Source organism: Bacillus sp. EB106-07-01-XG149, from assembly GCF_058791555.1.
This window is the reverse complement of the sequence record NZ_JBYTDP010000002.1, coordinates 266,383-288,257: the sequence shown is the minus strand read 5'-3', so window position 1 is coordinate 288,257 and position 21,875 is coordinate 266,383. Positions and strand designations below refer to the sequence as shown.

The 21,875-nt window shown below is 35.4% G+C and carries 26 protein-coding genes; 18 read left to right on the top strand and 8 right to left on the bottom strand.

What is annotated here, in order from left to right:
* Positions 1 to 56 precede the first annotated feature (56 nt).
* Positions 57 to 284: a hypothetical protein gene (locus AC3WTA_RS07450; RefSeq protein ID WP_000705129.1), complete on the top strand. Its 228-nt coding sequence runs from the start codon at positions 57 to 59 to the stop codon at positions 282 to 284.
* Between the two features lies 1 nt (position 285).
* Here AC3WTA_RS07450 and AC3WTA_RS07445 read toward each other — a convergent pair whose 3' ends face one another.
* A complete protein-coding gene (locus AC3WTA_RS07445) occupies positions 286 to 678 on the bottom strand; it encodes a DUF1885 family protein (RefSeq protein WP_001163319.1) in 393 nt (130 codons plus the stop codon).
* A 127-nt stretch (positions 679 to 805) separates the two neighbouring features.
* Here AC3WTA_RS07445 and AC3WTA_RS07440 point away from each other — a divergent pair, with 127 nt between their 5' ends.
* The 4 genes from AC3WTA_RS07440 (at position 806) to AC3WTA_RS07425 (ending at position 1,787) form a co-directional block, all read left to right on the top strand.
* The gene (locus AC3WTA_RS07440) at positions 806 to 1,102 is read left to right on the top strand and encodes a DUF3055 domain-containing protein (protein WP_033656384.1); all 297 of its coding nucleotides are present in this window, start codon (positions 806 to 808) and stop codon (positions 1,100 to 1,102) included.
* A gap of 194 nt (positions 1,103 to 1,296) precedes the next feature.
* Positions 1,297 to 1,425, top strand: coding sequence for a GapA-binding peptide SR1P (locus tag AC3WTA_RS07435; RefSeq protein WP_000536778.1), 129 nt, complete (start codon positions 1,297 to 1,299; stop codon positions 1,423 to 1,425).
* Between the two features lie 59 nt (positions 1,426 to 1,484).
* Complete coding sequence (locus AC3WTA_RS07430; RefSeq protein ID WP_000536802.1) at positions 1,485 to 1,613, top strand: GapA-binding peptide SR1P; 129 nt, start codon at positions 1,485 to 1,487, stop codon at positions 1,611 to 1,613.
* 45 nt (positions 1,614 to 1,658) lie between these two features.
* Positions 1,659 to 1,787, top strand: a complete 129-nt coding sequence (locus AC3WTA_RS07425; protein ID WP_000536796.1) for a GapA-binding peptide SR1P — start codon at positions 1,659 to 1,661, stop codon at positions 1,785 to 1,787.
* 40 nt (positions 1,788 to 1,827) lie between these two features.
* On the opposite strand, the gene AC3WTA_RS07420 is transcribed toward AC3WTA_RS07425, so the two are convergent.
* Entirely contained in the window at positions 1,828 to 2,658 is an 831-nt protein-coding gene (locus AC3WTA_RS07420) for a protein-glutamine gamma-glutamyltransferase (RefSeq protein ID WP_000635320.1), read from the bottom strand.
* Positions 2,659 to 2,733: 75 nt separating this feature from the next.
* Complete coding sequence (gene speA, locus AC3WTA_RS07415) at positions 2,734 to 4,206, bottom strand: arginine decarboxylase (protein ID WP_000084901.1); 1,473 nt, start codon at positions 4,204 to 4,206, stop codon at positions 2,734 to 2,736.
* A 367-nt stretch (positions 4,207 to 4,573) separates the two neighbouring features.
* Here speA and AC3WTA_RS07410 point away from each other — a divergent pair, with 367 nt between their 5' ends.
* On the top strand, positions 4,574 to 4,843 hold the full coding sequence (locus AC3WTA_RS07410; RefSeq protein ID WP_000456565.1) for a UPF0223 family protein: 270 nt from the start codon (positions 4,574 to 4,576) through the stop codon (positions 4,841 to 4,843).
* Positions 4,844 to 4,923: 80 nt separating this feature from the next.
* Here AC3WTA_RS07410 and AC3WTA_RS07405 read toward each other — a convergent pair whose 3' ends face one another.
* Positions 4,924 to 5,550 (bottom strand): YktB family protein, encoded by a 627-nt coding sequence (locus tag AC3WTA_RS07405; RefSeq protein ID WP_000175087.1) that lies wholly within the window; start codon positions 5,548 to 5,550, stop codon positions 4,924 to 4,926.
* A gap of 206 nt (positions 5,551 to 5,756) precedes the next feature.
* On the opposite strand from AC3WTA_RS07405, the gene AC3WTA_RS07400 reads away from it, so the two are divergent.
* Positions 5,757 to 5,945, top strand: coding sequence for a YkzI domain-containing protein (locus tag AC3WTA_RS07400; RefSeq protein ID WP_001250166.1), 189 nt, complete (start codon positions 5,757 to 5,759; stop codon positions 5,943 to 5,945).
* An 88-nt stretch (positions 5,946 to 6,033) separates the two neighbouring features.
* Complete coding sequence (locus AC3WTA_RS07395) at positions 6,034 to 6,825, top strand: inositol monophosphatase family protein (protein WP_001158688.1); 792 nt, start codon at positions 6,034 to 6,036, stop codon at positions 6,823 to 6,825.
* A gap of 44 nt (positions 6,826 to 6,869) precedes the next feature.
* Here AC3WTA_RS07395 and AC3WTA_RS07390 read toward each other — a convergent pair whose 3' ends face one another.
* Positions 6,870 to 7,049: a DUF5325 family protein gene (locus AC3WTA_RS07390; protein WP_000400128.1), complete on the bottom strand. Its 180-nt coding sequence runs from the start codon at positions 7,047 to 7,049 to the stop codon at positions 6,870 to 6,872.
* Positions 7,050 to 7,189: 140 nt separating this feature from the next.
* On the opposite strand from AC3WTA_RS07390, the gene typA reads away from it, so the two are divergent.
* The 3 genes from typA (at position 7,190) to AC3WTA_RS07375 (ending at position 9,783) form a co-directional block, all read left to right on the top strand.
* Positions 7,190 to 9,034 carry a translational GTPase TypA gene (typA, locus tag AC3WTA_RS07385; RefSeq protein ID WP_000914755.1) on the top strand — a complete coding sequence of 615 codons (1,845 nt, stop codon included), beginning with the start codon at positions 7,190 to 7,192 and terminating at the stop codon, positions 9,032 to 9,034.
* A gap of 156 nt (positions 9,035 to 9,190) precedes the next feature.
* A complete protein-coding gene (locus AC3WTA_RS07380) occupies positions 9,191 to 9,493 on the top strand; it encodes a YlaH-like family protein (RefSeq protein WP_000893657.1) in 303 nt (100 codons plus the stop codon).
* A 14-nt stretch (positions 9,494 to 9,507) separates the two neighbouring features.
* Positions 9,508 to 9,783 carry a hypothetical protein gene (locus AC3WTA_RS07375; protein WP_001258155.1) on the top strand — a complete coding sequence of 92 codons (276 nt, stop codon included), beginning with the start codon at positions 9,508 to 9,510 and terminating at the stop codon, positions 9,781 to 9,783.
* 35 nt (positions 9,784 to 9,818) lie between these two features.
* Here the strand turns inward: AC3WTA_RS07375 and AC3WTA_RS07370 are convergent, their stop codons facing one another.
* Positions 9,819 to 10,019, bottom strand: a complete 201-nt coding sequence (locus tag AC3WTA_RS07370) for a YlaI family protein (protein WP_001995040.1) — start codon at positions 10,017 to 10,019, stop codon at positions 9,819 to 9,821.
* Between the two features lie 145 nt (positions 10,020 to 10,164).
* Between AC3WTA_RS07370 and AC3WTA_RS07365 the strand changes: the two genes are divergently transcribed.
* Both AC3WTA_RS07365 and AC3WTA_RS07360 read left to right on the top strand, forming a co-directional pair.
* On the top strand, positions 10,165 to 10,620 hold the full coding sequence (locus tag AC3WTA_RS07365) for a PNPOx family protein (protein ID WP_000024571.1): 456 nt from the start codon (positions 10,165 to 10,167) through the stop codon (positions 10,618 to 10,620).
* Between the two features lie 246 nt (positions 10,621 to 10,866).
* A complete protein-coding gene (locus AC3WTA_RS07360; protein WP_000358079.1) occupies positions 10,867 to 12,195 on the top strand; it encodes a PhoH family protein in 1,329 nt (442 codons plus the stop codon).
* Positions 12,196 to 12,240: 45 nt separating this feature from the next.
* On the opposite strand, the gene AC3WTA_RS07355 is transcribed toward AC3WTA_RS07360, so the two are convergent.
* Positions 12,241 to 12,738: a molybdopterin-binding protein gene (locus AC3WTA_RS07355; RefSeq protein WP_001289801.1), complete on the bottom strand. Its 498-nt coding sequence runs from the start codon at positions 12,736 to 12,738 to the stop codon at positions 12,241 to 12,243.
* Positions 12,739 to 12,888: 150 nt separating this feature from the next.
* On the opposite strand from AC3WTA_RS07355, the gene AC3WTA_RS07350 reads away from it, so the two are divergent.
* The 3 genes from AC3WTA_RS07350 to pyc all read left to right on the top strand — a co-directional run bounded on the left by AC3WTA_RS07350 (position 12,889) and on the right by pyc (position 18,265).
* Positions 12,889 to 13,176 (top strand): Fpa/YlaN family protein, encoded by a 288-nt coding sequence (locus tag AC3WTA_RS07350; protein WP_000135698.1) that lies wholly within the window; start codon positions 12,889 to 12,891, stop codon positions 13,174 to 13,176.
* A 125-nt stretch (positions 13,177 to 13,301) separates the two neighbouring features.
* Positions 13,302 to 14,483, top strand: coding sequence for an FtsW/RodA/SpoVE family cell cycle protein (locus AC3WTA_RS07345; RefSeq protein WP_000832769.1), 1,182 nt, complete (start codon positions 13,302 to 13,304; stop codon positions 14,481 to 14,483).
* A gap of 335 nt (positions 14,484 to 14,818) precedes the next feature.
* Positions 14,819 to 18,265, top strand: coding sequence for a pyruvate carboxylase (gene pyc, locus AC3WTA_RS07340; protein WP_000164095.1), 3,447 nt, complete (start codon positions 14,819 to 14,821; stop codon positions 18,263 to 18,265).
* 84 nt (positions 18,266 to 18,349) lie between these two features.
* Here pyc and ctaA read toward each other — a convergent pair whose 3' ends face one another.
* Positions 18,350 to 19,285, bottom strand: coding sequence for a heme A synthase (gene ctaA, locus AC3WTA_RS07335; protein ID WP_001188735.1), 936 nt, complete (start codon positions 19,283 to 19,285; stop codon positions 18,350 to 18,352).
* Positions 19,286 to 19,782: 497 nt separating this feature from the next.
* Between ctaA and ctaB the strand changes: the two genes are divergently transcribed.
* Both ctaB and coxB read left to right on the top strand, forming a co-directional pair.
* Complete coding sequence (gene ctaB / locus AC3WTA_RS07330) at positions 19,783 to 20,706, top strand: protoheme IX farnesyltransferase (protein WP_001015062.1); 924 nt, start codon at positions 19,783 to 19,785, stop codon at positions 20,704 to 20,706.
* Positions 20,707 to 20,799: 93 nt separating this feature from the next.
* Positions 20,800 to 21,849 (top strand): cytochrome c oxidase subunit II, encoded by a 1,050-nt coding sequence (gene coxB, locus AC3WTA_RS07325; protein ID WP_000745277.1) that lies wholly within the window; start codon positions 20,800 to 20,802, stop codon positions 21,847 to 21,849.
* Positions 21,850 to 21,875 lie beyond the last annotated feature (26 nt).

Sequence of the window (21,875 nt, the reverse complement as noted above, 5' to 3'; positions counted from 1 at the left end):
AATGTTAAGAGGGAAGAGCTGAAGCATATAAATAGGAAGAAAAAGGAGGTAACGCTATGAAAATTACACTAGCTTCATTTTTTCATCTAGTTTTATGGAGTGGATTTTCAGCAGTGTTATTATTGTCAAGTCGTGATAAACTTCATTATAAAATTTTTCTTTTTCTTATATTTTTGTACTTAGCGTATGTAATAGCGTATGTCATACTAAGTGCAAGGAGAAAAGCGATGCTTCTTACTTGCACAAATAGTATGATCTTTCTAATCATTTATTTTTGTTTTTAAATTAACGTTTATAGAAATACATTGTTCTTCCATTAAATAATTGTAATTCTCCTTCTAATTTCTTCGCTAGAAAACGGCAAAATTCATTTGCTTTTCCTTTATCACCGAATGTTGCAGTAGGTGGTAAAGAAATCTGAATAAAAGATTGTTCCTTTTCTATACCAACACCAACATATATGGAGTCATATCGATCGTGAGTAGCTTGTAGTTTTAATGTTGTTGCTGATGTATCTAAAATTTCATAAGGAAAAGCGGTATTTGTATAAGCGTAATTAATTTGAACACCAGTTTTGGAAGTAACTGTTTTATAGTACTGAAAAAGTTGTTTTATATCATCTGTTGAAACAGTTTGTTGATTGGATTTAGGTACAAGCGTAATAAAGGCATGTTGCATATAAGCTCCTCCTAACTTAGTAGAATACTATCATTCTACATCCTACTGAATTTTTTGACAATTAAAAGGAGTATTCCTTTTTTTGTTTAATATACTAATGAAAGGTGATGTAGAAAGGTGGAAACCGATGTTTGAAAAATTGTATGATGAGCATGAAAGTGTGAAGGTACGATTTTTGGGGTTTATGACACATGATACTCGTTATGATTTTGGTGTTATTTATACAAATATGTTTTTTGGAAAGCCGCTCATTGTTTGCATGCAAACAGGAAGGTCTACTTTACTTGGAAGAGATGATGTAGAGAATGTGCAACATATACAGGAAGTTTTTAAATTGGGGTCAGAAGAGGAAGCAGCAGAGTTAGCTCAGTTTTTTAAATTTTTAGTCCCATCTACTTCTTTGCATGCGGAATATGAAGAATAATTAATGTAAAACAGTCGTACGTATAAATATGGCTGTTTTTTTGTTTGAATATCGCATACTAATTTAAATTAAAAATATTTAATGTGTTATACTAAAAACCTATTGACGTAAAAAGTATAACATATTAAAATAAAGACAGAAAGTTAAGCGGTTACAAAAGTTTTTGGGATTATAAACTTAGGGGGAAATGAAAAATGGGAACGATCGTATGTCAAGATTGTGAAGGTACAATTGCACACTTCGAGGATGAGAAAGTAACGGTACTTTACGGGAAATGTGGATCTTGCGGATGTGATCACACAGAGCATACAAAAGCCCAATAATTGATAGGAAATGGACAGCTAAAAGTTTTTAGGACCATAAACTTAGGGGGAAATGAAAAATGGGAACAATCGTATGCCAAGTATGTGAAGGAACAATCGGTCATTTTGAAGATGAAAAAACGACAGTGCTTTACGGAAAATGTGGTACAAATTGTGACTGTGCTAATAGAGACCAGGCGAAAGCTTAATTATAAATAAGTAGATTATTATTAAAACTCAGGGGGAAATGAAAAATGGGAACAATCGTATGCCAAGTATGTGAAGGAACAATCGGACATTTTGAAGATGAAAAATCAACAGTACTATACGGAAAATGTGGATCTCATTGCGAATGTGACCATAAAGAACATACAAAAGCTTAAATAAGAAGAAGCGCCTACATATACATATGTAGGCGCTTTTTTAATAAATTGTAGTTGTATGGCCAACTGTTGCAACGATTGCATCATCTCTAATCGGAATAAAGCCTATCGATGTCTGTGGAGTGCTAGGAGAGGCGTAGTGGCTCATGAGACGGCTATCGATACGGGTAATAGTATCGGTCAAGAAAGCTGAAATAAAAGCGTAAGGGACTCGTCGTTCATTTAATGAGTATATAATTTCCTCTTTTGTTTTTACACCTACGCCATGTCCGTAAAAAAAGAAATTTCCTAGATAGATTGTATTTTCTCCTTGCCACTCGATCGTAGCTGGATTCACTTGTGGATTTTTAAAATAAACGAGATCACCTGGAACAAGATCGCCACCCGTTTTTGTTATGAGCTTTAAATCTTGATCGTAGTCCCACGTATAAAGTAAAAGGTTTGCAAAGAGACGGTTGAAAGTTTCTTCCTCATATAATGATAGTAAAGCTTTGTAAAAAATAATGATCATAGCGGTGGCGCATTCAGTTCCATATAGTTTTCCGTTTTTGAAAATATCTTGTATGGCAATGGAAGGGGGTATGTTTGGTAGTAGCTCGAATCCTCCAAGTGACGTTCTTTTCCAATACTGGGGGTTGCAAAAGGATTGTTGAAATGTGCGAAACTGAAATCCACTTTGAAAAAGTTCTAATGCAGAAGTAATAATATTCACTCGCAAATTTAGATCAAAGCTGAGTTCATCAGATGTTCGGAAGGAATAAATTTCTTGATTTCCTGCCATTATCGATAAAATTTGTTGTTTCTCAGTTGCAAATGGCTCATATTCATTTATGATATAAGGATGTACAATAGAACGGCCTATTACAATCATAATCGTATCCCCACCTATACGTTACATTACTTAATATCGTATGGGAAAAGAGAAAAAGGGTGAAAGAAAAGCCTATCAACTGATAGGCTTGTACTCTTTAATCACACGTAATGTTTGTAATGTCATATCTTCAGGACCTTGTACAGGTAAACCCGCTTCTAAGTTTTTACGAATATACTCTAAGTTATCTTGTGTAATAATTTCCCCCGGAGTAAAGATTGGAATCCCTGGCGGATAAACCATAACGAAATCAGCTATAATACGACCTGCTGCATTTTCAAACGGAATGACTTCTGTTTCCGAATAAAAAGCATCTCGAGGAGAAAGTGCTAGCACTGGTATTTCTGGAATTTCTACTTGTATTTGAACACCTTTATCGGCTTTATTTCTAAATGTTGCTGCTAAATCTTGTAATGCTGCAATAAGTGTATTTGTCTCACTTTCTGTATCCCCAAAAGTGACAAGACATAGTATGTTGTATAAATCCGAGAGTTCTACTTCAATGTTATATTGCTCTCTAAGCCATACTTCAGCCTGATGGCCTGTAATACCTAAATCTTTTACAGATACAATTATCTTTGTAGGATCGTAGTTAAAAGTAGCATCTGTACCTAGCATTTCTTTCCCAGGACAGTAAAGATCCTCAACAGCATTAATAGCATCACGAACTTGTTCCGCTAATTGTATTGTTTGTTCTATGAGTGCTGTTCCTTCTGTAGCAAGACGTTTTCTAGCAACATCTAGGGATGCTAACAAGATGTAAGAAGTTGATGTAGTCGTAAGCATGCTAATAATAGATTGAACATGTTTAACGTTCACAAGGCCTTCCTTCACGTTAAGAATAGAACTTTGCGTTAAAGATCCTCCTAATTTGTGAACACTTGTTGCTGCCATATCTGCACCGGCTTGCATCGCTGACATCGGCAATTCATCGTGAAAATGAATATGAACACCATGAGCCTCATCAACTAGTACAGGGATATCATAAGAATGCGCTAATTGGACAATCTGTTCTAAGTCCGCAGCAAAGCCAAAGTATGTTGGATTAATAACAAGTAAGCCTTTCGCATCTGAATGCTCTTCAAGTGCCTTTTTGACAGATTGAATTGTGATTCCGTGTGAAATACCAAGTTTTGGATCGATTTCAGGATGCATGAAAATCGGTTTTGCACCTGAGAAAATAATAGCTGACATTACTGATTTATGCACGTTTCGTGGCACTAGGATTTTGTCACCAGGACCGCACACGCTCATCACCATTGTCATTATTGCACCACTTGTACCTTGAATAGAAAAGAAAGTATGATCTGCACCAAATGCAGCGGCTGCTAAATCTTGTGCTTCTTTAATCATACCTTTTGGATGATGTAAATCATCGAGCGGCGCAATATTAATTAAATCAATTGCTAATGCATTATGCCCAATAAATTCGCGAAATGTAGGATCCATGCCCTGTCCTTTTTTGTGACCAGGAATATGGAATTGAATTGGATTTCGCTTACTGTGCTCAACTAAAGCGGTAAACAATGGTGTTTCGTATTGGGACAATCTATACACCCCTTCTTTTTCATAATATTTATTAGAGTTTGTTTTATATAATCTTGTTCTAAAAAAGTTAAGTGCTTTTTAGAATGAGACTTGTTTTTCTGCCAATCACAAAAGCATTTTTGAGATGGTAGGTTCACTTTATTTTCTATAAAACAAAAGCATTATATCACCAATAATTATAGATGTATAGAAAAAAATATTTTTACAGTGAGTATGTTAAATAGTTATTTCCAATTAACTTATAGAGGAAGACAATTCCATCACAATGAATAAATAGTGTATAATGCAAAGTGGCTATAGTGAAGAAGAAAAAAATCCCTTTAAGATAGCATATTGAGATAAGAAGAAATGATAAATGAGGTGCGAAATGGAATATCAATATCCGTTAGATTATGATTGGTCAAATGAGGAAATGGTTGTAATTGTGAAGTTTTATGAAGCAATTGAGAAAGCATACGAAAAAGGAATTATAAGAGAAGAATTAATGGGATTATATCGTCGTTTTAAAGAGATTGTTCCATCTAAAGCAGAAGAGAAGAAAATTGATAAAGAGTTTCAAGAAGTAAGTGGATATTCTATATACCGTGCGATTCAAAGGGCGAAAGAAACTGAAGAACAAAAGCTTGTGAAAATGTAAAAATATTTTGAAAAATGAAAACTGAAGTGATATAATGTGATAACAACTAAAAACGGACAATATAAATTGTCCGTTTTCTACTATCGATTACAAAGTGCATATAAAGGAAGGAGTGATTGCATCGTAGATTCAATCTTAGCAAGGAATTGTTCGTTGGTCATTGCTGAAAACTCCTCTGGTGATATATGAATACCAACTAATAATTCTGCTTTTTTCACAGTAGCTAGACGTTCAATCATCTTTTGTAAGTCTTCTGTTTCAAGTGTTTTATGTAATTTTACACTTGGTTTAGTATGGTCAATGGACCAAACGAAGTCATTTGGAATATTTGTTTTTAAATCATTTAAATGTTCTAAGAAGGCGTGAGCCGTCTCCACTTTTTGTGGACACTCATAGATTAAACCAAAGTATATGAAGGCATGAGTACCCCATAATCCAATTTGGAAATGTGGCAGCATTTTATAACCGCGTTTATTTGTTGAAAAAGCAACCCAAGTATCGTTTGGTGGATTGACTTTGCGGCGTGCATGTTTTGCTACATGATAAAAAAAGTTCTCATCAGTTTGTTTGGATAAATACGTTGCAAACTGTTCCCCTAAAGCTTCCAGCTTAGGATGAATGTTCGTTTTAATTGCACTCATTCGTTCTTCGAGACCATCAACTGTAAAGACCTCAAAATCAGTTGACTTGAATGTTTGTAGTGTCATGATTGTTCCTCCAACTCCTATTTTGCTTTTATTTTAGCATAGCTTGTACTATTCATAAAAAAAACAGCACAAAAAAAATTAAATAAAAAAATATAATTTTGTTGCATAGATGATTTATCCAACATAGTATAGTATAAAACAAAAAATCAGAAAATTGAATCAATTTCAGTCCGAGGGCAGACGAATATTGGGAGGAGGCAAATAATATGAGACAGGTGATTAATGCGTTAAAGAGAACAGATGCTGAAAAGAGAATACCGGTGCTACGTTTGGAGCTAGATTATGAATTAGCAACTTTATATGATGCGATGATGGAGAATGATAAACTGAAAAAAGAAGAGTGTGTACAAAAGTTAGAAGTGTTAAGACTTGAAATGATTCGTTTAGAAGCGTAATAATAGTATATGTATAAAAAATTAGTTGGTGCGAACCTTATAAAGGGTTCGTTTTTTCTGTGAACAGTATAGATCGGAGTGTTTAAACATGCAAGAAGTATGGAAAGACATCGATGCACACGCCAAACAGTGGATTCGAGATGCAGGAGAGTTTTTAATGGCATCAATGGAAAAAGCACTTATTATAGAAACGAAATCCAATGCAGCTGATTTAGTAACAAATATGGACCGAGAAATAGAACAGTTTTTAATTGGGAAAATTAAAGAAACATTCCCGAACCATAATATTTTAGGAGAAGAAGGTTATGGAGATGAGGTAACTTCTTCTGAAGGGGTTGTTTGGTTAATTGATCCAATTGATGGCACGATGAACTTTGTTCATCAAAAAAGAAATTTCGCAATTTCAATTGGAATTTATGAGAACGGTATCGGAAAGGTTGGACTCATTTATGATCCAGTTCATGATGAATTATACCATGCGGTAAAGGGAGCTGGAGCATTTTGTAATGAAGTACCAATACCTTTATTGGAAAAAGGAACTGTAGAGCAAGGTATTGTAGCTTTAAATGCGATATGGCTTACCGACAATCCAATGCTTAATAAGGAAAGTATGATGGCACTGGTTAAGAAAGCAAGAGGCACGAGATCATATGGCTGTGCAGCGTTAGAGATGGTATACGTTGCAACAGGAAGAATAGATGCATATGTAACGCCGAGATTATCACCATGGGATTTTGGTGGGGGACAGATAATTGTAGAGGAAGTTGGAGGCAAGGTGACAACTTTTTCTGGATCCCCGCTTTCTATCGTAGAGAAGAGCAGCGTATTAGTTGCAAAACCAGGAGTGTATGAAGAGTTGTTACGATTTATAGCGGAGTAACAAAAAAAGTAAGAGGCTGTATAAGCGCTTCTTACTTTTTGACGTTATTTCGATTTACGCATTTTTCTTTTTGTTACAAAACCGTATCCAACTGTAACAAATGTGCCGATAATGCAAATAATAATACCGATGGGACTATTTTCAGCAACCATAATGCCGATACCGATTAAGAAAATAACACCGATAATTGCAGTTAATAAAAAGCGATATTGAATGTGTTCCATTTCTTCACCCTCCAATCTCATTTTACTTTCACAAAAGTAAGAATACAACTATATTTTCATTCTTGATTTTATTTTGATTGCCATTGTATCCCCTTCGCTCTTATAATAGAGAAGGATTAAAAAGACATTAGGAGTTGGACATGTTGAAAAAACGACAAGATTTACGAAATATAGCAATTATTGCCCACGTTGACCATGGTAAAACAACACTTGTTGACCAGTTATTACGTCAAGCGGGGACGTTCCGTGCGAATGAACATATTGAAGAACGCGCAATGGACTCAAACGATCTAGAAAGAGAACGTGGTATTACAATTTTAGCGAAGAATACTGCGATTCACTATGAAGATAAAAGAATTAACATTTTAGATACACCTGGTCACGCTGACTTCGGTGGAGAAGTAGAACGTATCATGAAAATGGTTGATGGTGTTCTACTTGTTGTTGATGCATATGAAGGTTGTATGCCACAAACACGATTTGTTTTAAAGAAAGCTCTTGAGCAAAACTTAACTCCAATCGTTGTTGTAAACAAAATTGACCGTGACTTCGCTCGCCCTGATGAAGTAGTTGATGAAGTAGTTGACTTATTTATCGAACTTGGTGCAAACGAAGATCAATTAGAGTTCCCAGTTGTATTTGCATCAGCAATGAACGGAACAGCAAGCTTAGATTCAAATCCAGCAAATCAAGAAGAGAATATGAAATCATTGTTTGACACAATTATTGAACATATTCCAGCACCAGTTGATAACAGCGAAGAGCCACTTCAATTCCAAGTAGCACTTCTTGATTACAATGACTATGTTGGTCGTATCGGGGTTGGACGCGTATTCCGTGGTACAATGAAAGTAGGACAACAAGTTGCATTAATGAAAGTTGATGGAACTGTAAAACAATTCCGTGTAACGAAATTATTTGGTTACATTGGATTAAAACGTCAAGAAATTGAAGAAGCAAAAGCTGGAGATTTAGTAGCTGTTTCGGGTATGGAAGACATTAACGTAGGTGAAACGGTATGTCCGGTTGAGCATGAAGAGGCTTTACCATTATTACGTATCGATGAGCCAACACTACAAATGACATTCCTTGTAAATAACAGCCCATTTGCAGGTCGTGAAGGTAAATTCATTACATCTCGTAAAATTGAAGAGCGTCTTCGTTCACAATTAGAAACAGATGTAAGTTTACGTGTAGATAATACAGATTCTCCTGATGCGTGGATCGTATCTGGACGCGGGGAATTACATTTATCTATCCTAATTGAAAACATGCGTCGTGAAGGTTATGAACTACAAGTATCTAAGCCTGAAGTAATTATTAAAGAAGTTGATGGCGTAAGATGTGAGCCTGTAGAGCGCGTGCAAATCGATGTACCTGAAGAATACACTGGTTCTATTATGGAATCTATGGGTGCACGTAAAGGTGAAATGTTAGATATGGTGAATAACGGAAACGGTCAAGTTCGCCTTACTTTCATGGTTCCAGCACGTGGTTTAATTGGTTACACAACAGAATTCTTAACATTAACTCGTGGTTACGGTATTTTAAACCATACATTCGATTGCTACCAACCAGTACACGCTGGACAAGTTGGTGGACGTCGCCAAGGTGTTCTAGTTTCACTTGAAACAGGAAAAGCATCACAATACGGTATTATGCAAGTTGAAGACCGTGGTGTAATCTTCGTTGAACCAGGTACAGAAGTATATGCTGGTATGATTGTTGGAGAACATACTCGTGAGAATGACTTAACAGTTAACGTTGTAAAAATGAAACAACAAACTAATATTCGTTCTGCGACGAAAGATCAAACTTCAACAATGAAAAAACCACGCTTAATGACTTTAGAAGAGTCATTAGAGTACTTAAACGATGACGAGTTCTGTGAAGTAACTCCAGAATCAATTCGTCTACGTAAAAAAATTCTTGATAAGAGCGAGCGCGAAAGAGCTGCTAAGAAAAAGAAATCTGTAGAAGCGTAAAATAATAGAACAGCTACCTTTGAGGGGTAGCTGTTTTTTTATTGTATTTATTTTTGGAATATTTACTCTTTTTTGTGGACAGTATTTTTTTTGCAGGTTACTCTTGTATTAAGTACATAAATAAAATTTGTTTTTTGTGAGAAAGGGGGATGAATGATGTTAGAAAGAATGTCGTTTTTTGCGAAATTATGTAAAGTTGATGAAAATCCAGAACTAGGGATGTGGTTGCTATATGGCATCATTATTATATTAAGTGCACTTGTGTATAATTTAGGTTTTGCAAGAAAACTATCAATAATAAAAAATATAGTGATATATATATCGTTAGCGATTGGGTGTACAGTTTTAACTTTCTTTGCAGTTTTTTTACCTGTTGGAGAGGGCCTTGTTGTAGCGGCAATTGTACTTGGGATTTATAGGTTGCGTTTACGTCAAGCAAGACAACAAAATGCTGGGTGAGGGGGCGAATTTTTATGCGTTCAGTACAAGATGCGTTATATAATTGGTTAACGATTAAAACAGTTGCCGAAGCACGTCCATATGATTGTGCTGCAAAAGAAACGTATTTGTTATTTCAAAATATGATATATGAAGAACATAAATTAAAGAATGTGGAAGTTAAAAAGAACGAAGAAATGTATTTGATTACATATGAAATGAATGGAGAAAAAAAATCTGCCAGGTTTCCATTAGAAGCTATTGATTGCTTTTTGGATCAAATGAATCGTGAACCTGAAAAATATAAATAAGTCCTTATCTATATGATTAAGGACTTATTTACATTTTACCAATCGTCTTCGACTTTTTTATCACGATATAATCGGAAATTACCACTTGCATGACGTTCCATCGTACGTTCTGCAATTCGTTCCGAACATTCCATGCACATATATGTATGAATAGGGCGGTTACGCAGTTTTTTTGCCATAGGATTTTCATCATCTAACATATCTTTTTTATCACAAATCATACATTTGACTCTCATTTCGTCACCTCAATACGAATTCTATCAGTATAAGTATATCATGGAAGTGTAATATTTTTGAATAATAGCGGGAAAAAATAATATTTTCGCAATTCGAAAAATAAGTTATGATAAGGATATACTAATTATATTTGGAGGTGGAAATATGGCGAATGTAGTAGATCCTACATTAACAGATGATTTAGTACAAACGTTACGTAAAGAATGTATTGTTATGGTAGCAACAACAGACTTCGAAAAACAAGTTCCTAACGTAAGTGCTATTTCTTGGGTGTATGCAGTGAGTAAAACTAGTATTCGATTTGCAGTAGATCAACGTTCACGTATTGTGGAAAATATACGTCATAGTACTGGGCTAGTATTGACTATAATGGCGAATGAATCCGTATTTTCCATAAGTGGTGCAGGTGAAATTTTGACTGATAGAATGGAAGGCATTCCTCTAAAATTAACTGTAATAGAAGTAAATGTACAAGAAGTACGTGATGTTATGTTTTATGGAGCGAAGCTTGCAACTGAGCCAACCTATGAAAAAACATATGATATTCGCGCAGCGAAAAAGCTGGATAACCAAGTGTTAGTAGGAATAAAAGAATTATAAATGTGATAAATAAGAAAATAAGTTATTAACTTTTGTAATCAGTTATTGTGATTTTATGTTAATAATTATAATTAAAAGTAATATATTGAATAGAAATGAATAAAAAATAAATAAAAGGTTTAATGGCTATGAATTTCGATTCTACCTCGTTTATACGGTACATATAATTATAACAATGGTTCGTCCATGTTTTATGGATGAAACCCTTGTTCTACAAATTTAAAAGTGGAGTCAGGGGGTAACAGGTTGGATAAAATTTATGTGTTAGATACGAATGTACTTTTGCAGGATCCTTTATCTATTTTTTCATTTGAAACAAATGAGGTAGTGATTCCAGCAGTTGTATTAGAAGAGGTTGATTCGAAAAAACGTTATATGGATGAAGTAGGACGAAACGCTCGTTATGTATCTAAGTTAATAGACAAATTTCGTGAAATAGGAAAGCTGCATGAAAGTATTCCGTTAGAAAACGGCGGTACATTTCGTATTGAATTAAATCATCGTTCATTTGTTCAACTACAAGATATTTTTGTAGAAAAAACGAATGATAATCGAATTTTAGCTGTAGCAAAAAATCTATCTTTAGAAGAACAAGAAAAAGAGGACGGGAAGTCTGTTATTTTAGTAAGTAAAGACGTGCTCGTAAGGGTAAAAGCTGATGCAATTGGTTTGAAGGCGGAAGATTATTTAAGTGATCGTGTAATTGAAGTAGATAATATATATTCAGGATTTTTAGAAGGGTATATATCAAAAGAGCAATTAGATTATTTTTATGAAAAAGGTGAATTGCCTTTATCCGAAATTGCAAATCACCCTTTTTATCCAAATCAGTTTGTAGTAATGAAAGATGCATTAGGGGGATCTAGTTCAGCGCTTGGCATTGTGGATCATTTAGGTAAGAAGGTAAAGAAACTTATTTTTCATAATGAACAAGTATGGGGGATACGACCACGAAATGTGCAGCAAATTATGGGGTTAGAATTGTTGCTTCGTGAAGATATTCCGCTAGTAACGTTAACGGGGAAAGCTGGTACAGGAAAAACATTACTCGCGTTGGCTTCAGGACTCATGCAAACGGAAGATTTAGGACTATATAAAAAACTACTCGTCGCAAGGCCAATTGTTCCAGTCGGAAAAGATATCGGTTATTTACCAGGAGAAAAAGAAGAAAAGTTAAGACCGTGGATGCAACCGATTTTTGATAATCTAGAGTATTTATTTAATACGAAAAAGCCAGGAGAGTTAGATGCTATTTTAGCTGGAATGGGTTCGATTGAAGTAGAGGCCCTTACCTATATACGTGGGAGAAGTATTCCAGATCAGTTCATTATAATTGATGAAGCACAAAATTTAACGAAGCATGAAGTGAAAACGATATTAACAAGGGTAGGAGAAAAAAGTAAAATTGTATTAATGGGAGATCCTCAGCAAATTGATCACCCGTATTTGGATGAATATAATAATGGTTTAACATATGTTGTAGAAAAGTTTAAAGAGCAACGTATTAGTGGTCATGTAAAGTTTGTTAAAGGGGAGCGGTCTAATTTAGCTCAACTTGCAGCGGATTTATTATAAAAGGAGTGAGCTGAGGCTCACTCCTTTTTCTTCCAAGTATACACTTTAAATAATTGTAAATTTACGGATGTTACGGATTGGATTTTGTCTATTAGATCCATCATTGTAATATAGATGAACAGGTCCATCCTCTTTTAATGGCTTTCCTTTTTTTGAAAAACCAAGAATAGCATTTTCCACAGTTTCTAATGGAAGTATTATTGTTTGATCTACTGTTTCAATTTCGACTTGCGTAGCGTCCTCTGAAATTTCGGCGTTAGCAAGAAATGGATGAAATGGTATACCGAACGTTCCAGTAATTAGTTGTTCTTTTTTATATTTCTTTACACTTTGTTGTATCGGTGGAAACGCAGCACCATCACGGATTTCACGATCCCAATGCTCTGAAGTGTTTTTTAAATAAGCTTCTAGTTCTGAAGTGTTTTCTCTTGTTTCGTCAAAGTAAGTTGTCAAATCTACTTTTCGATCATCAAAGATCCAAACAGTTGGATCGATAGTGATTGGAAAACGAACTTTTCCATTAATAAATAAAATTTCGCTCATTGTTGTTCCCCCATTTGTGTTATACTCCCACTTTTCAGTATAATAGCATTAGACACGGTTGTCACAAAAAATGTTTCTATTGCAATTTACTAAAACTATCGCTAATATTAATAGATAGGAGAGAGTAGGACGGAAACGGAGGGAATCAATTTGGCGTCTGAGACAGTATCAAATCATCAGGAAAAGGCACTAGCCCTTCTACAAGCGGATGCGGAGAAGATTTTAAGACTTATTAAGGTGCAAATGGACAATCTTACAATGCCGCAATGTCCATTATATGAAGAAGTGTTAGACACACAAATGTTTGGACTATCCCGCGAGGTCGATTTTGCAGTTCGCCTTGGTCTTATTGCAGAAGAACAAGGGAAAGCAATGTTAGGAGAGCTTGAACGTGAGTTATCTGCACTTCATGAAGCATTTACGAACAAACAACAATAACGGGTTCAAATAGGGGGGCTCAAACTGAAATAGTTTGGGCTTTTTATTTGTATAATAAAGCAGGAAGAATCAATGTACATATGGAATACAACAATAATTAAATTGAAACAGAAAGAGGAAATGAAATGAAAAGAGTATGGAAATCAATGGATTATTCATTATTACTTCCTCTTGTTATCTTATGTGTGTTGGGAGTTATAATGGTATATAGTTCTAGTTCCATTGTCGCGATTTCGTCGAAATATAACTGGCCAGCAGATCACTTTTTTAAAAAACAATTAGTTGCTCTTGCTATTGGAACGGTAATACTAGTGATTGTCGCTGTAATTCCTTACAAATTTTGGAGGGAAAAAATAGTTCTTACAGCGATGGGGTTAGGGAGTCTGGGCTTACTAACAGCAGCTTTCCTTTTCGGTAAGGTAATCAATGGTGCAAAAGGATGGATACTAGGTATACAACCAGCTGAGTTTGTAAAAATAGCAGTTATTATTACGCTAGCAAGTTTTTTTGCTAAGAAACAAGAGAGGCAAACCCCTTTTTTTCAAGGGATAATACCTCCTATATTTGTTGTCGGTGGATCGATGGTATTAATTTTATTACAAAATGACTTAGGGACTGACATATTAATAGGTGGAACAGTGTTAATTATGTTCTTCTGTTCAGGAGTTAATGTTAACTTGTGGATTAAAAGATTTTTATTAACATCTGTCGTGTGGATTCCGGCGTTGTATTTTATCGGAAACTATAAATTAAGTCTATACCAAAAAGCTCGATTTTCAGTTTTTCTTGATCCATTTAGTGATCCGCAAAAAGATGGATTTCAATTAATAAATTCATTTATTGGAATTGCCTCAGGTGGGTTAAATGGTAGAGGACTAGGAAATAGTATACAAAAGTATGGCTACTTACCAGAGCCGCAAACGGATTTTATTATGGCGATTATATCTGAAGAACTAGGTTTTATAGGTGTAGCTATCATTTTAATCTGTTTACTACTTATTATCATTCGTTCGTTTAGAGTAGCACAGAAGTGTAAAGATCCATTTGGAAGTTTAATTGCAATCGGAATTGCAAGTTTAATTGGGATACAAACTTTTGTTAATGTTGGTGGTATGTCTGGATTAATACCACTTACAGGAGTACCTTTACCGTTTATTAGTTATGGTGGTAGTTCTTTATTGGCTAATCTAATTGCGATGGGTATATTATTAAATGTTGCTAGTCATGTAAAACGACAAGAGAAACAACAAAATGAGATAATGAAAGAAAGAGAGCAAGATGGACCGCGTCTTGTTGTAGTAAAATAAAAAACACATTGTGCTTTAGAGCGCGATGTGTTTTTTTATGTGCAAGAAACATTAAAAAGGATACGTTAATTGGTATATACACCGAAAAAATATATCACATTAAATTAAATGTGATATACAATTAAGTTGTTAGAAAAGGAAGAGGTATGCTATACTATTTTTGTGAAACAAATTGATCAGAAAACTTATCATTTGTTAAAAAATAAGGTATGATGGATAAAAATAAAGTGAAGCTTTCTAAGTATAATATAATGTAGAAAGTGAAGAACTTCACGCTCTTTAGGGTGTGTATATATTTTATCTCTAGAGTGGTAGGAAAGTAGAGGGGGAAAATCATGACAAAGCTGCAACGTATTCAAAAAGTATTGGTAGCTAACCGTGGAGAGATTGCAATTCGTGTGTTTCGAGCTTGTTCGGAACTTGGATTAAAAACAGTTGCAATCTATTCTAAAGAGGATAGTGGTTCTTATCATCGTTATAAAGCCGATGAGTCCTATTTAGTTGGGGAAGGGAAAAAGCCAATTGATGCTTATCTAGATATTGAGGGCATTATTGAGATTGCGAAAAGTAATCATGTAGATGCAATCCACCCTGGATATGGTTTCTTGTCAGAAAATATTCAATTCGCAAAACGTTGTGAAGAAGAAGGGATTATCTTTATTGGTCCAAAGAGTAAGCATTTAGATATGTTTGGAGATAAAGTGAAAGCAAGAACACAAGCGCAGCTAGCACAAATTCCAGTTATTCCTGGTAGTGATGGGCCGGTAAATTCAGTAGAAGAAGTTGGAGAATTTGCTGAAAAGTATGATTACCCGATTATTATTAAAGCTTCCCTTGGCGGTGGCGGTCGTGGTATGCGTATTGTACGTACTAGTGAAGAATTAAGAGAATCGTATAATCGAGCGAAGTCAGAAGCGAAAGCAGCCTTTGGTAATGATGAAGTATACGTTGAAAAATTCGTTGAAAAACCTAAACATATAGAAGTTCAAATTTTAGCAGATGAAGAGGGCAATGTTGTTCATTTATACGAGCGTGACTGTTCTGTACAACGTCGTCACCAAAAAGTGGTAGAAATCGCACCTAGTGTGTCGCTTTCAGATGATTTGCGTCAGCGTATTTGTGATGCTGCTGTGAAATTAACAAAAAATGTAAATTATTTAAACGCAGGAACAGTAGAATTTCTTGTAAAAGGTGATGAGTTTTACTTTATTGAAGTAAATCCGCGTGTTCAAGTTGAACATACAATTACAGAAATGATCACAGGGGTAGATATCGTTCAATCGCAAATTTTAATAGCTGATGGACATGCATTACATAGTAAAATGGTAGGTGTTCCGAAGCAAGAGGAAGTAGTTGTTCATGGATTTGCGATCCAATCTCGTGTAACGACTGAGGACCCACTAAATAATTTTATGCCGGATACAGGGAAAATTATGGCATACCGATCAGGCGGTGGTTTCGGTGTTCGTCTTGATACAGGTAATAGTTTCCAAGGTGCTGTTATTACACCGTACTATGATTCTTTACTTGTAAAAGTTACAACATGGGCACTTACTTTTGAACAAGCTGCTGCGAAAATGGAACGTAACTTAAAAGAATTCCGTATTCGTGGTATTAAAACAAATATTCCATTCCTAGAGAATGTAGTAAAACATAAAAACTTCTTATCAGGAGAATATGACACTTCATTTATTGATGCGTCACCTGAACTATTCCTGTTCCCGAAACGTAAAGACCGCGGAACGAAAATGTTAAATTACATTGGGACAGTAACAGTAAATGGCTTCCCAGGAGTAGGGAAAAAAGAGAAACCCATTTTCCCGGATGCTCGTATACCGAATGTATTACACTCAGAGCCGATTCAAAATGGAACGAAACAAATTTTGGATGAGCGTGGAGCGGACGGATTAGTAAAATGGGTACAAGATCAAAAGCGTGTACTTTTGACGGATACAACATTCCGTGATGCACATCAGTCACTACTTGCCACGCGTATTCGTACAAAAGATTTACATCAAATTGCAGAGCCGACAGCGAGAATGTTACCGAACCTATTCTCAGCGGAAATGTGGGGCGGTGCAACGTTTGATGTTGCATATCGTTTCTTAAAAGAAGATCCATGGGAACGATTACTAGATCTTCGTGAAAAAATGCCAAACGTTTTATTCCAAATGTTACTTCGTTCTTCAAACGCAGTTGGTTACAAAAACTATCCAGATAATTTAATTCAAAAGTTTGTGGAATGTTCTGCTCAAGCTGGAATTGATGTGTTCCGTATTTTTGATAGTTTAAACTGGGTAGAAGGTATGAGAGTTGCGATTGATGCTGTACGGGATACTGGTAAAATTGCAGAAGCAACAATGTGCTACACAGGAGATATTCATGATCCGTTACGTAGTAAATATGATTTAAATTACTATAAAAACTTAGCAAAAGAGTTAGAAGCATCAGGAGCACATATATTAGGAATTAAAGATATGGCAGGCTTATTAAAACCTAATGCGGCATATGATTTAGTTTCTGCATTAAAAGAGACGGTATCGATTCCGATTCACTTGCATACACACGATACGAGTGGAAATGGTATATTAACGTATACAAAGGCAATTGAAGCAGGTGTTGATATTGTCGATGTGGCAGTAAGTTCTATGGCTGGTCAAACGTCACAACCAAGCGCAAACACGCTATACTATGCGTTAGGTGGAAACGAAAGACAGCCAGACGTTAACGTAGATTCATTAGAAAAACTATCTCATTACTGGGAAGATGTACGTAAATACTACGCGCCGTTTGAAAGTGGTATGAATGCTCCTCATACAGAGGTATATATGCACGAAATGCCAGGCGGACAGTATAGTAATTTACAACAACAAGCGAAGGCGGTTGGTTTAGGAGATCGCTTCGACGAAGTGAAAGTAATGTATCGTCGTGTAAATGACATGTTTGGCGATATTGTTAAAGTAACACCATCATCTAAAGTTGTCGGTGATATGGCATTATTTATGGTTCAAAATCACTTAACAGAACAAGATGTTTTAGAGCGTGGGCATTCTATGGACTTCCCAGGATCTGTTGTTGAAATGTTCTCAGGAGATTTAGGACAGCCATATGGTGGTTTCCCGAAAAAGTTGCAAGAAATTATTTTAAAAGGGAAAGAGCCATTAACAGTAAGACCGGGTGAATTATTAGAGCCAGTAGATTTCGACGCGTTAAAAGAAGAGCTATTCCATAAGCTTGGACGCGAAGTGACGATTTTTGATGTCGTTGCATATGCATTATATCCAAAAGTATTTATGGATTACGAAAAAGTTGCTGAGCTTTATGGAAGTGTATCTGTGCTTGATACACCGACATTCTTCTATGGTATGAGACTTGGTGAAGAAATCAATGTGGAAATCGAACAAGGTAAAACATTGATGGTTAAACTAGTATCAATCGGAGAGCCTCAGCCGGATGGAAATCGTATTCTTTACTTGGAGTTTAACGGTCAACCACGTGAGATTGTTGTGAAAGACGAAAGTGTGAAAGCAACAGTGGCACAACGTGTGAAAGGAAACCGTGAAAATCCAAACCACATTAGTGCAACAATGCCAGGAACGGTTATTAAAGTAGTTGTAAAAGAAGGCGATGAAGTGAAAAAAGGCGATTCTATGGCAATTACAGAAGCGATGAAAATGGAAACGACAGTTCAAGCGCCGTTCAATGGTAAAGTGAAAAAAGTATATGTTAACGATGGAGATGCAATTCAAACGGGTGACTTACTGATTGAATTAGATCACTAAAATAGAAAAAGAGCTGTGTAAATACAGCTCTTTTTTTATCGCAAAAAATACCTTGCCAATTCGGCAAGGTATTTTAATTTAAATTTATTTTGTTTGTTTAGAAGTTGATTCAGCTTCTTTTGCATTCACTTTACTTCTTGTACCTAACATAACTAAATAGCATAGTACAGCAAACAAGCAAGAAATGAATAGTGAATGTAATAATGCCATTACTAAATTAGCATTTGTAAATACGACTAAAATTCCCACGATCGCTTGAAGTGTAACAAGGATAAATGAAATGATCCATCCCCAGTATACGACAGGCTGTTGCTTGTAATGGCGAATAGCGAGAATCATTGCGTATAGTATCCAAGCGAAAATTAACATCGCTGCAACTCTATGTCCCATTTGAACCCATTCATGTAGTTGAGTTGGCATAGGTCTATTTTTGCTACATAAAGGAAAGTCTGGACAGGCTAAGCTAGCTCGTTCGTGACGTACTAAAGCACCTGTGTAGACGACAATATAACTGTAAATTGTTACACCATAAATATGAAATTTCATTTTTTTGTCCATAATAAGTGAACGTGCATCAAATTTCTGGTCAATTTCAAAGATAAGACACGTTAATAAAATGACAGAAGCAAATGAAATTAAGGAAATACCGAAATGGATAGCAAGTACAGCTGGCATTTGTCCCCAAACAACTGCTGCCGCTCCCATTAATGCTTGTGCAACTAAAAATACAAAGGATAAAATTGCTAACGTTTTTGTTTCGCGCACATGTTTATAATATTTCCAGGACAAAATACAAAGGAGAGTGACAAGAATTCCTGCTGATCCTGATGTAAGGCGGTGACTTAGTTCAATAATAGTTTCCATTGATAAATTAGATGGAACAAATTCACCGTTACAAAGTGGCCATGATTTACCGCACCCTTGGCCAGAACCTGTTTTTGTAACTAAGGCGCCTCCTAGTAAAACTATTAATAAATCAAGACTCGTAATGACTGCTAACCATTTAATAAAGCGTTGCAATCTATTTCACCATCTTTCTGCTATGAAGTTATTGCGAAATATTTTCATTCCATTATGTATAGAATAAAAAGCGCTAGTTCCTATGATATATAAAAAATAATAAAATAGCAAAGAAATGGCGGGGGCAGACAGGGGAGAGAAAATGGGTGTGGAAATAGGATATATAAGGGAATTTTTAGGTGAAAAACAGGCTATTTTGAAAAGATATGAGGAGAATACGTGTTAAATATGACAAAAAAGTTTATTATAGAAGGTAACATCATGTTATGATAAGGACAAGTAAGAATTAAGTTTTTTATATTCGACACAAAAAGTTCATGTTTTCTTCACAAAATGTTCGGGAAATATGATTTAATATATTGGAGTATGGGCGTAGATTAGTAGTAGAATGGGTTAACAATATTTCTACTGTAATAATATTGCTATATAGAAGCGAAATATTTCATTCGAAATAGGCGCAAAAAGAAAGATGAAAGTTTTAAGAGGGGGTTAAAGTGATGAACCATGCAACAAGTGAGCTGCATGATGAGTCAGCTGTTACAAGTGTACCGGAAACAACTCGGCTACAAGATTTATCAGCGCTCGTTAAAATGGGGATTGTAAACTCAAATACACTTACTGTATTTACAGGATTTTGGTTGGCATTACATTTTAATGGATTAAGTGTAATGGACAATCTGGATAAGTTATTCTTTACAATCGTTGGTTCTGGATTAATTATGGCAGGGGTATGTTGTTTAAATAACTACATTGATCGAGACATCGACCCGTTAATGGAAAGAACAAAAACCCGTCCAACGGTTACTGGAAAGTATAAACCGGGATTTGCACTTACATTTGGACTAGTTATATTACTTCTTGGATTTGTATTTTTATTATTAACAACACCAATGGCAGTATTAATGGGATTTATTGGTGCTTTCACATATGTTGTCTTATATACGTTATGGACAAAGAGAAAGTATACACTAAATACTGTTGTAGGTAGTATATCTGGAGCAGTTCCACCTTTAATTGGATGGGCGGCAATCGATCCATCTTTAGGCCATCCAATTGCTTGGATGTTATTTTTAATTATGTTTATTTGGCAAATCCCACATTTTCTCGCATTAGCGATGAAACGTGTTGATGAATATCGAAATGCAGGAATTCCAATGCTTCCTGTAGTTCATGGATTTGAAATTACGAAACGCCAAATTATGATTTGGACAGTATGTTTATTACCACTACCATTTTATATGAGTGGACTAGGGATAACATTTATGGTAATTGCAACATTGTTAAACATCGGATGGATCGTTTTAGGATTTTATGGCTTCCGTAAGCAAGATGACATCAAATGGTCCGTACAAATGTTTGTTTATTCCCTAAATTATTTAACAATCTTATTTGTATCAATGATTGTAGTTACATTCTTCTAAGACAACGACATAATTGGATTTCTTTACGTTGAGATTTACTTTACTTAACTATAAAGTACAATCTAATTCACAAGGAAAGTGGGGGTTGTTTGTATGAAGAAACAGTGGCGACTGCTTTCGTTCGTTTCACTGCTGGCTTTACTGTTAGGGGGATGCGGTAAAGCCTTTCAATCTACTTTAATTCCGCAAGGAGAAGTAGCAAAAATGCAATATGATTTGCTCTTACTAGCAACTGCGATTATGGTAGGAGTAGTACTAGTAGTTACTATTATTTTCTTATATGTAATTGTGCGTTTCCGACAAAAGAAAGGTCAGGAAGATTATATTCCAGAGCAAGTTGAAGGGAATCACAAACTAGAAATTATTTGGACAGTTATTCCGATTATTCTTTTGTTAATCTTAGCTGTTCCGACGGTTACATATACATTCAAACTTGCTGATGTAAGTGCGATGGAGAAAAAGAATATTGATAAAGATACTATCGTTGTTGATGTAACAGCGAATCTTTATTGGTGGGAATTTTCTTATAAATCAGAAAAAATAGTAACTTCTCAAGATTTAGTCATCCCCACAGGTAAGAAAGTGTATTTGAATTTGAAGGGTGCCGATATTAAACATTCGTTTTGGGTTCCATCTTTAGCTGGGAAAATGGATACAAATACAGACAATGTGAACAAAATGTGGTTAAAGGCAGATAAATCGGGCACTTATAATGGTTTTTGTACAGAATTTTGCGGCCCATCACATTCTTTAATGCAATTCAAAGTGAAAGCTTTAGATGAAAGCGAGTACAAAAAGTGGCTTGCTGATATGAAGAAGATTGATGGGAAGAAAGAATTAGCTTCAACAAAGGCGCAAGAGGGCCAAGAAATATTTAATAAAAGCTGTATTGGTTGTCACGCAGTTGGATCTAATGATAGTAGACCACCTTCCGCTCGTATCGCACCAAACTTAGCAAACTTTGCGGATCGCGATATGGTTGCCGGTATTGCCGAAAACAATGAAGAAAACTTAAAAAAATGGCTGAAAGATCCTGAAAATATGAAACCAGGAAATAAAATGACTGGTAAATATGGCAACTTAACGGATGATCAAATTGATGCATTAAATGCATACTTACAAACGTTAAAAGTTGAAAAGTAAAGAGGGATTATTCGCGAAGGGGAGGT

Bases quoted from the DNA above. Each gene is read 5' to 3' on its own strand.
- AC3WTA_RS07450 (WP_000705129.1), top strand. From the start codon at position 57: ATGAAAATTACACTAGCTTCATTTTTTCATCTAGTTTTATGGAGTGGA.
- AC3WTA_RS07445 (WP_001163319.1), bottom strand. From the start codon at position 678: ATGCAACATGCCTTTATTACGCTTGTACCTAAATCCAATCAACAAACT.
- AC3WTA_RS07440 (WP_033656384.1), top strand. From the start codon at position 806: ATGTTTGAAAAATTGTATGATGAGCATGAAAGTGTGAAGGTACGATTT.
- AC3WTA_RS07435 (WP_000536778.1), top strand. From the start codon at position 1,297: ATGGGAACGATCGTATGTCAAGATTGTGAAGGTACAATTGCACACTTC.
- AC3WTA_RS07430 (WP_000536802.1), top strand. From the start codon at position 1,485: ATGGGAACAATCGTATGCCAAGTATGTGAAGGAACAATCGGTCATTTT.
- AC3WTA_RS07425 (WP_000536796.1), top strand. From the start codon at position 1,659: ATGGGAACAATCGTATGCCAAGTATGTGAAGGAACAATCGGACATTTT.
- AC3WTA_RS07420 (WP_000635320.1), bottom strand. From the start codon at position 2,658: ATGATTGTAATAGGCCGTTCTATTGTACATCCTTATATCATAAATGAA.
- AC3WTA_RS07410 (WP_000456565.1), top strand. From the start codon at position 4,574: ATGGAATATCAATATCCGTTAGATTATGATTGGTCAAATGAGGAAATG.
- AC3WTA_RS07405 (WP_000175087.1), bottom strand. From the start codon at position 5,550: ATGACACTACAAACATTCAAGTCAACTGATTTTGAGGTCTTTACAGTT.
- AC3WTA_RS07400 (WP_001250166.1), top strand. From the start codon at position 5,757: ATGAGACAGGTGATTAATGCGTTAAAGAGAACAGATGCTGAAAAGAGA.
- AC3WTA_RS07395 (WP_001158688.1), top strand. From the start codon at position 6,034: ATGCAAGAAGTATGGAAAGACATCGATGCACACGCCAAACAGTGGATT.
- AC3WTA_RS07390 (WP_000400128.1), bottom strand. From the start codon at position 7,049: ATGGAACACATTCAATATCGCTTTTTATTAACTGCAATTATCGGTGTT.
- typA (WP_000914755.1), top strand. From the start codon at position 7,190: ATGTTGAAAAAACGACAAGATTTACGAAATATAGCAATTATTGCCCAC.
- AC3WTA_RS07380 (WP_000893657.1), top strand. From the start codon at position 9,191: ATGTTAGAAAGAATGTCGTTTTTTGCGAAATTATGTAAAGTTGATGAA.
- AC3WTA_RS07375 (WP_001258155.1), top strand. From the start codon at position 9,508: ATGCGTTCAGTACAAGATGCGTTATATAATTGGTTAACGATTAAAACA.
- AC3WTA_RS07370 (WP_001995040.1), bottom strand. From the start codon at position 10,019: ATGAGAGTCAAATGTATGATTTGTGATAAAAAAGATATGTTAGATGAT.
- AC3WTA_RS07365 (WP_000024571.1), top strand. From the start codon at position 10,165: ATGGCGAATGTAGTAGATCCTACATTAACAGATGATTTAGTACAAACG.
- AC3WTA_RS07355 (WP_001289801.1), bottom strand. From the start codon at position 12,738: ATGAGCGAAATTTTATTTATTAATGGAAAAGTTCGTTTTCCAATCACT.
- AC3WTA_RS07345 (WP_000832769.1), top strand. From the start codon at position 13,302: ATGAAAAGAGTATGGAAATCAATGGATTATTCATTATTACTTCCTCTT.
- pyc (WP_000164095.1), top strand. From the start codon at position 14,819: ATGACAAAGCTGCAACGTATTCAAAAAGTATTGGTAGCTAACCGTGGA.
- ctaB (WP_001015062.1), top strand. From the start codon at position 19,783: ATGAACCATGCAACAAGTGAGCTGCATGATGAGTCAGCTGTTACAAGT.
- coxB (WP_000745277.1), top strand. From the start codon at position 20,800: ATGAAGAAACAGTGGCGACTGCTTTCGTTCGTTTCACTGCTGGCTTTA.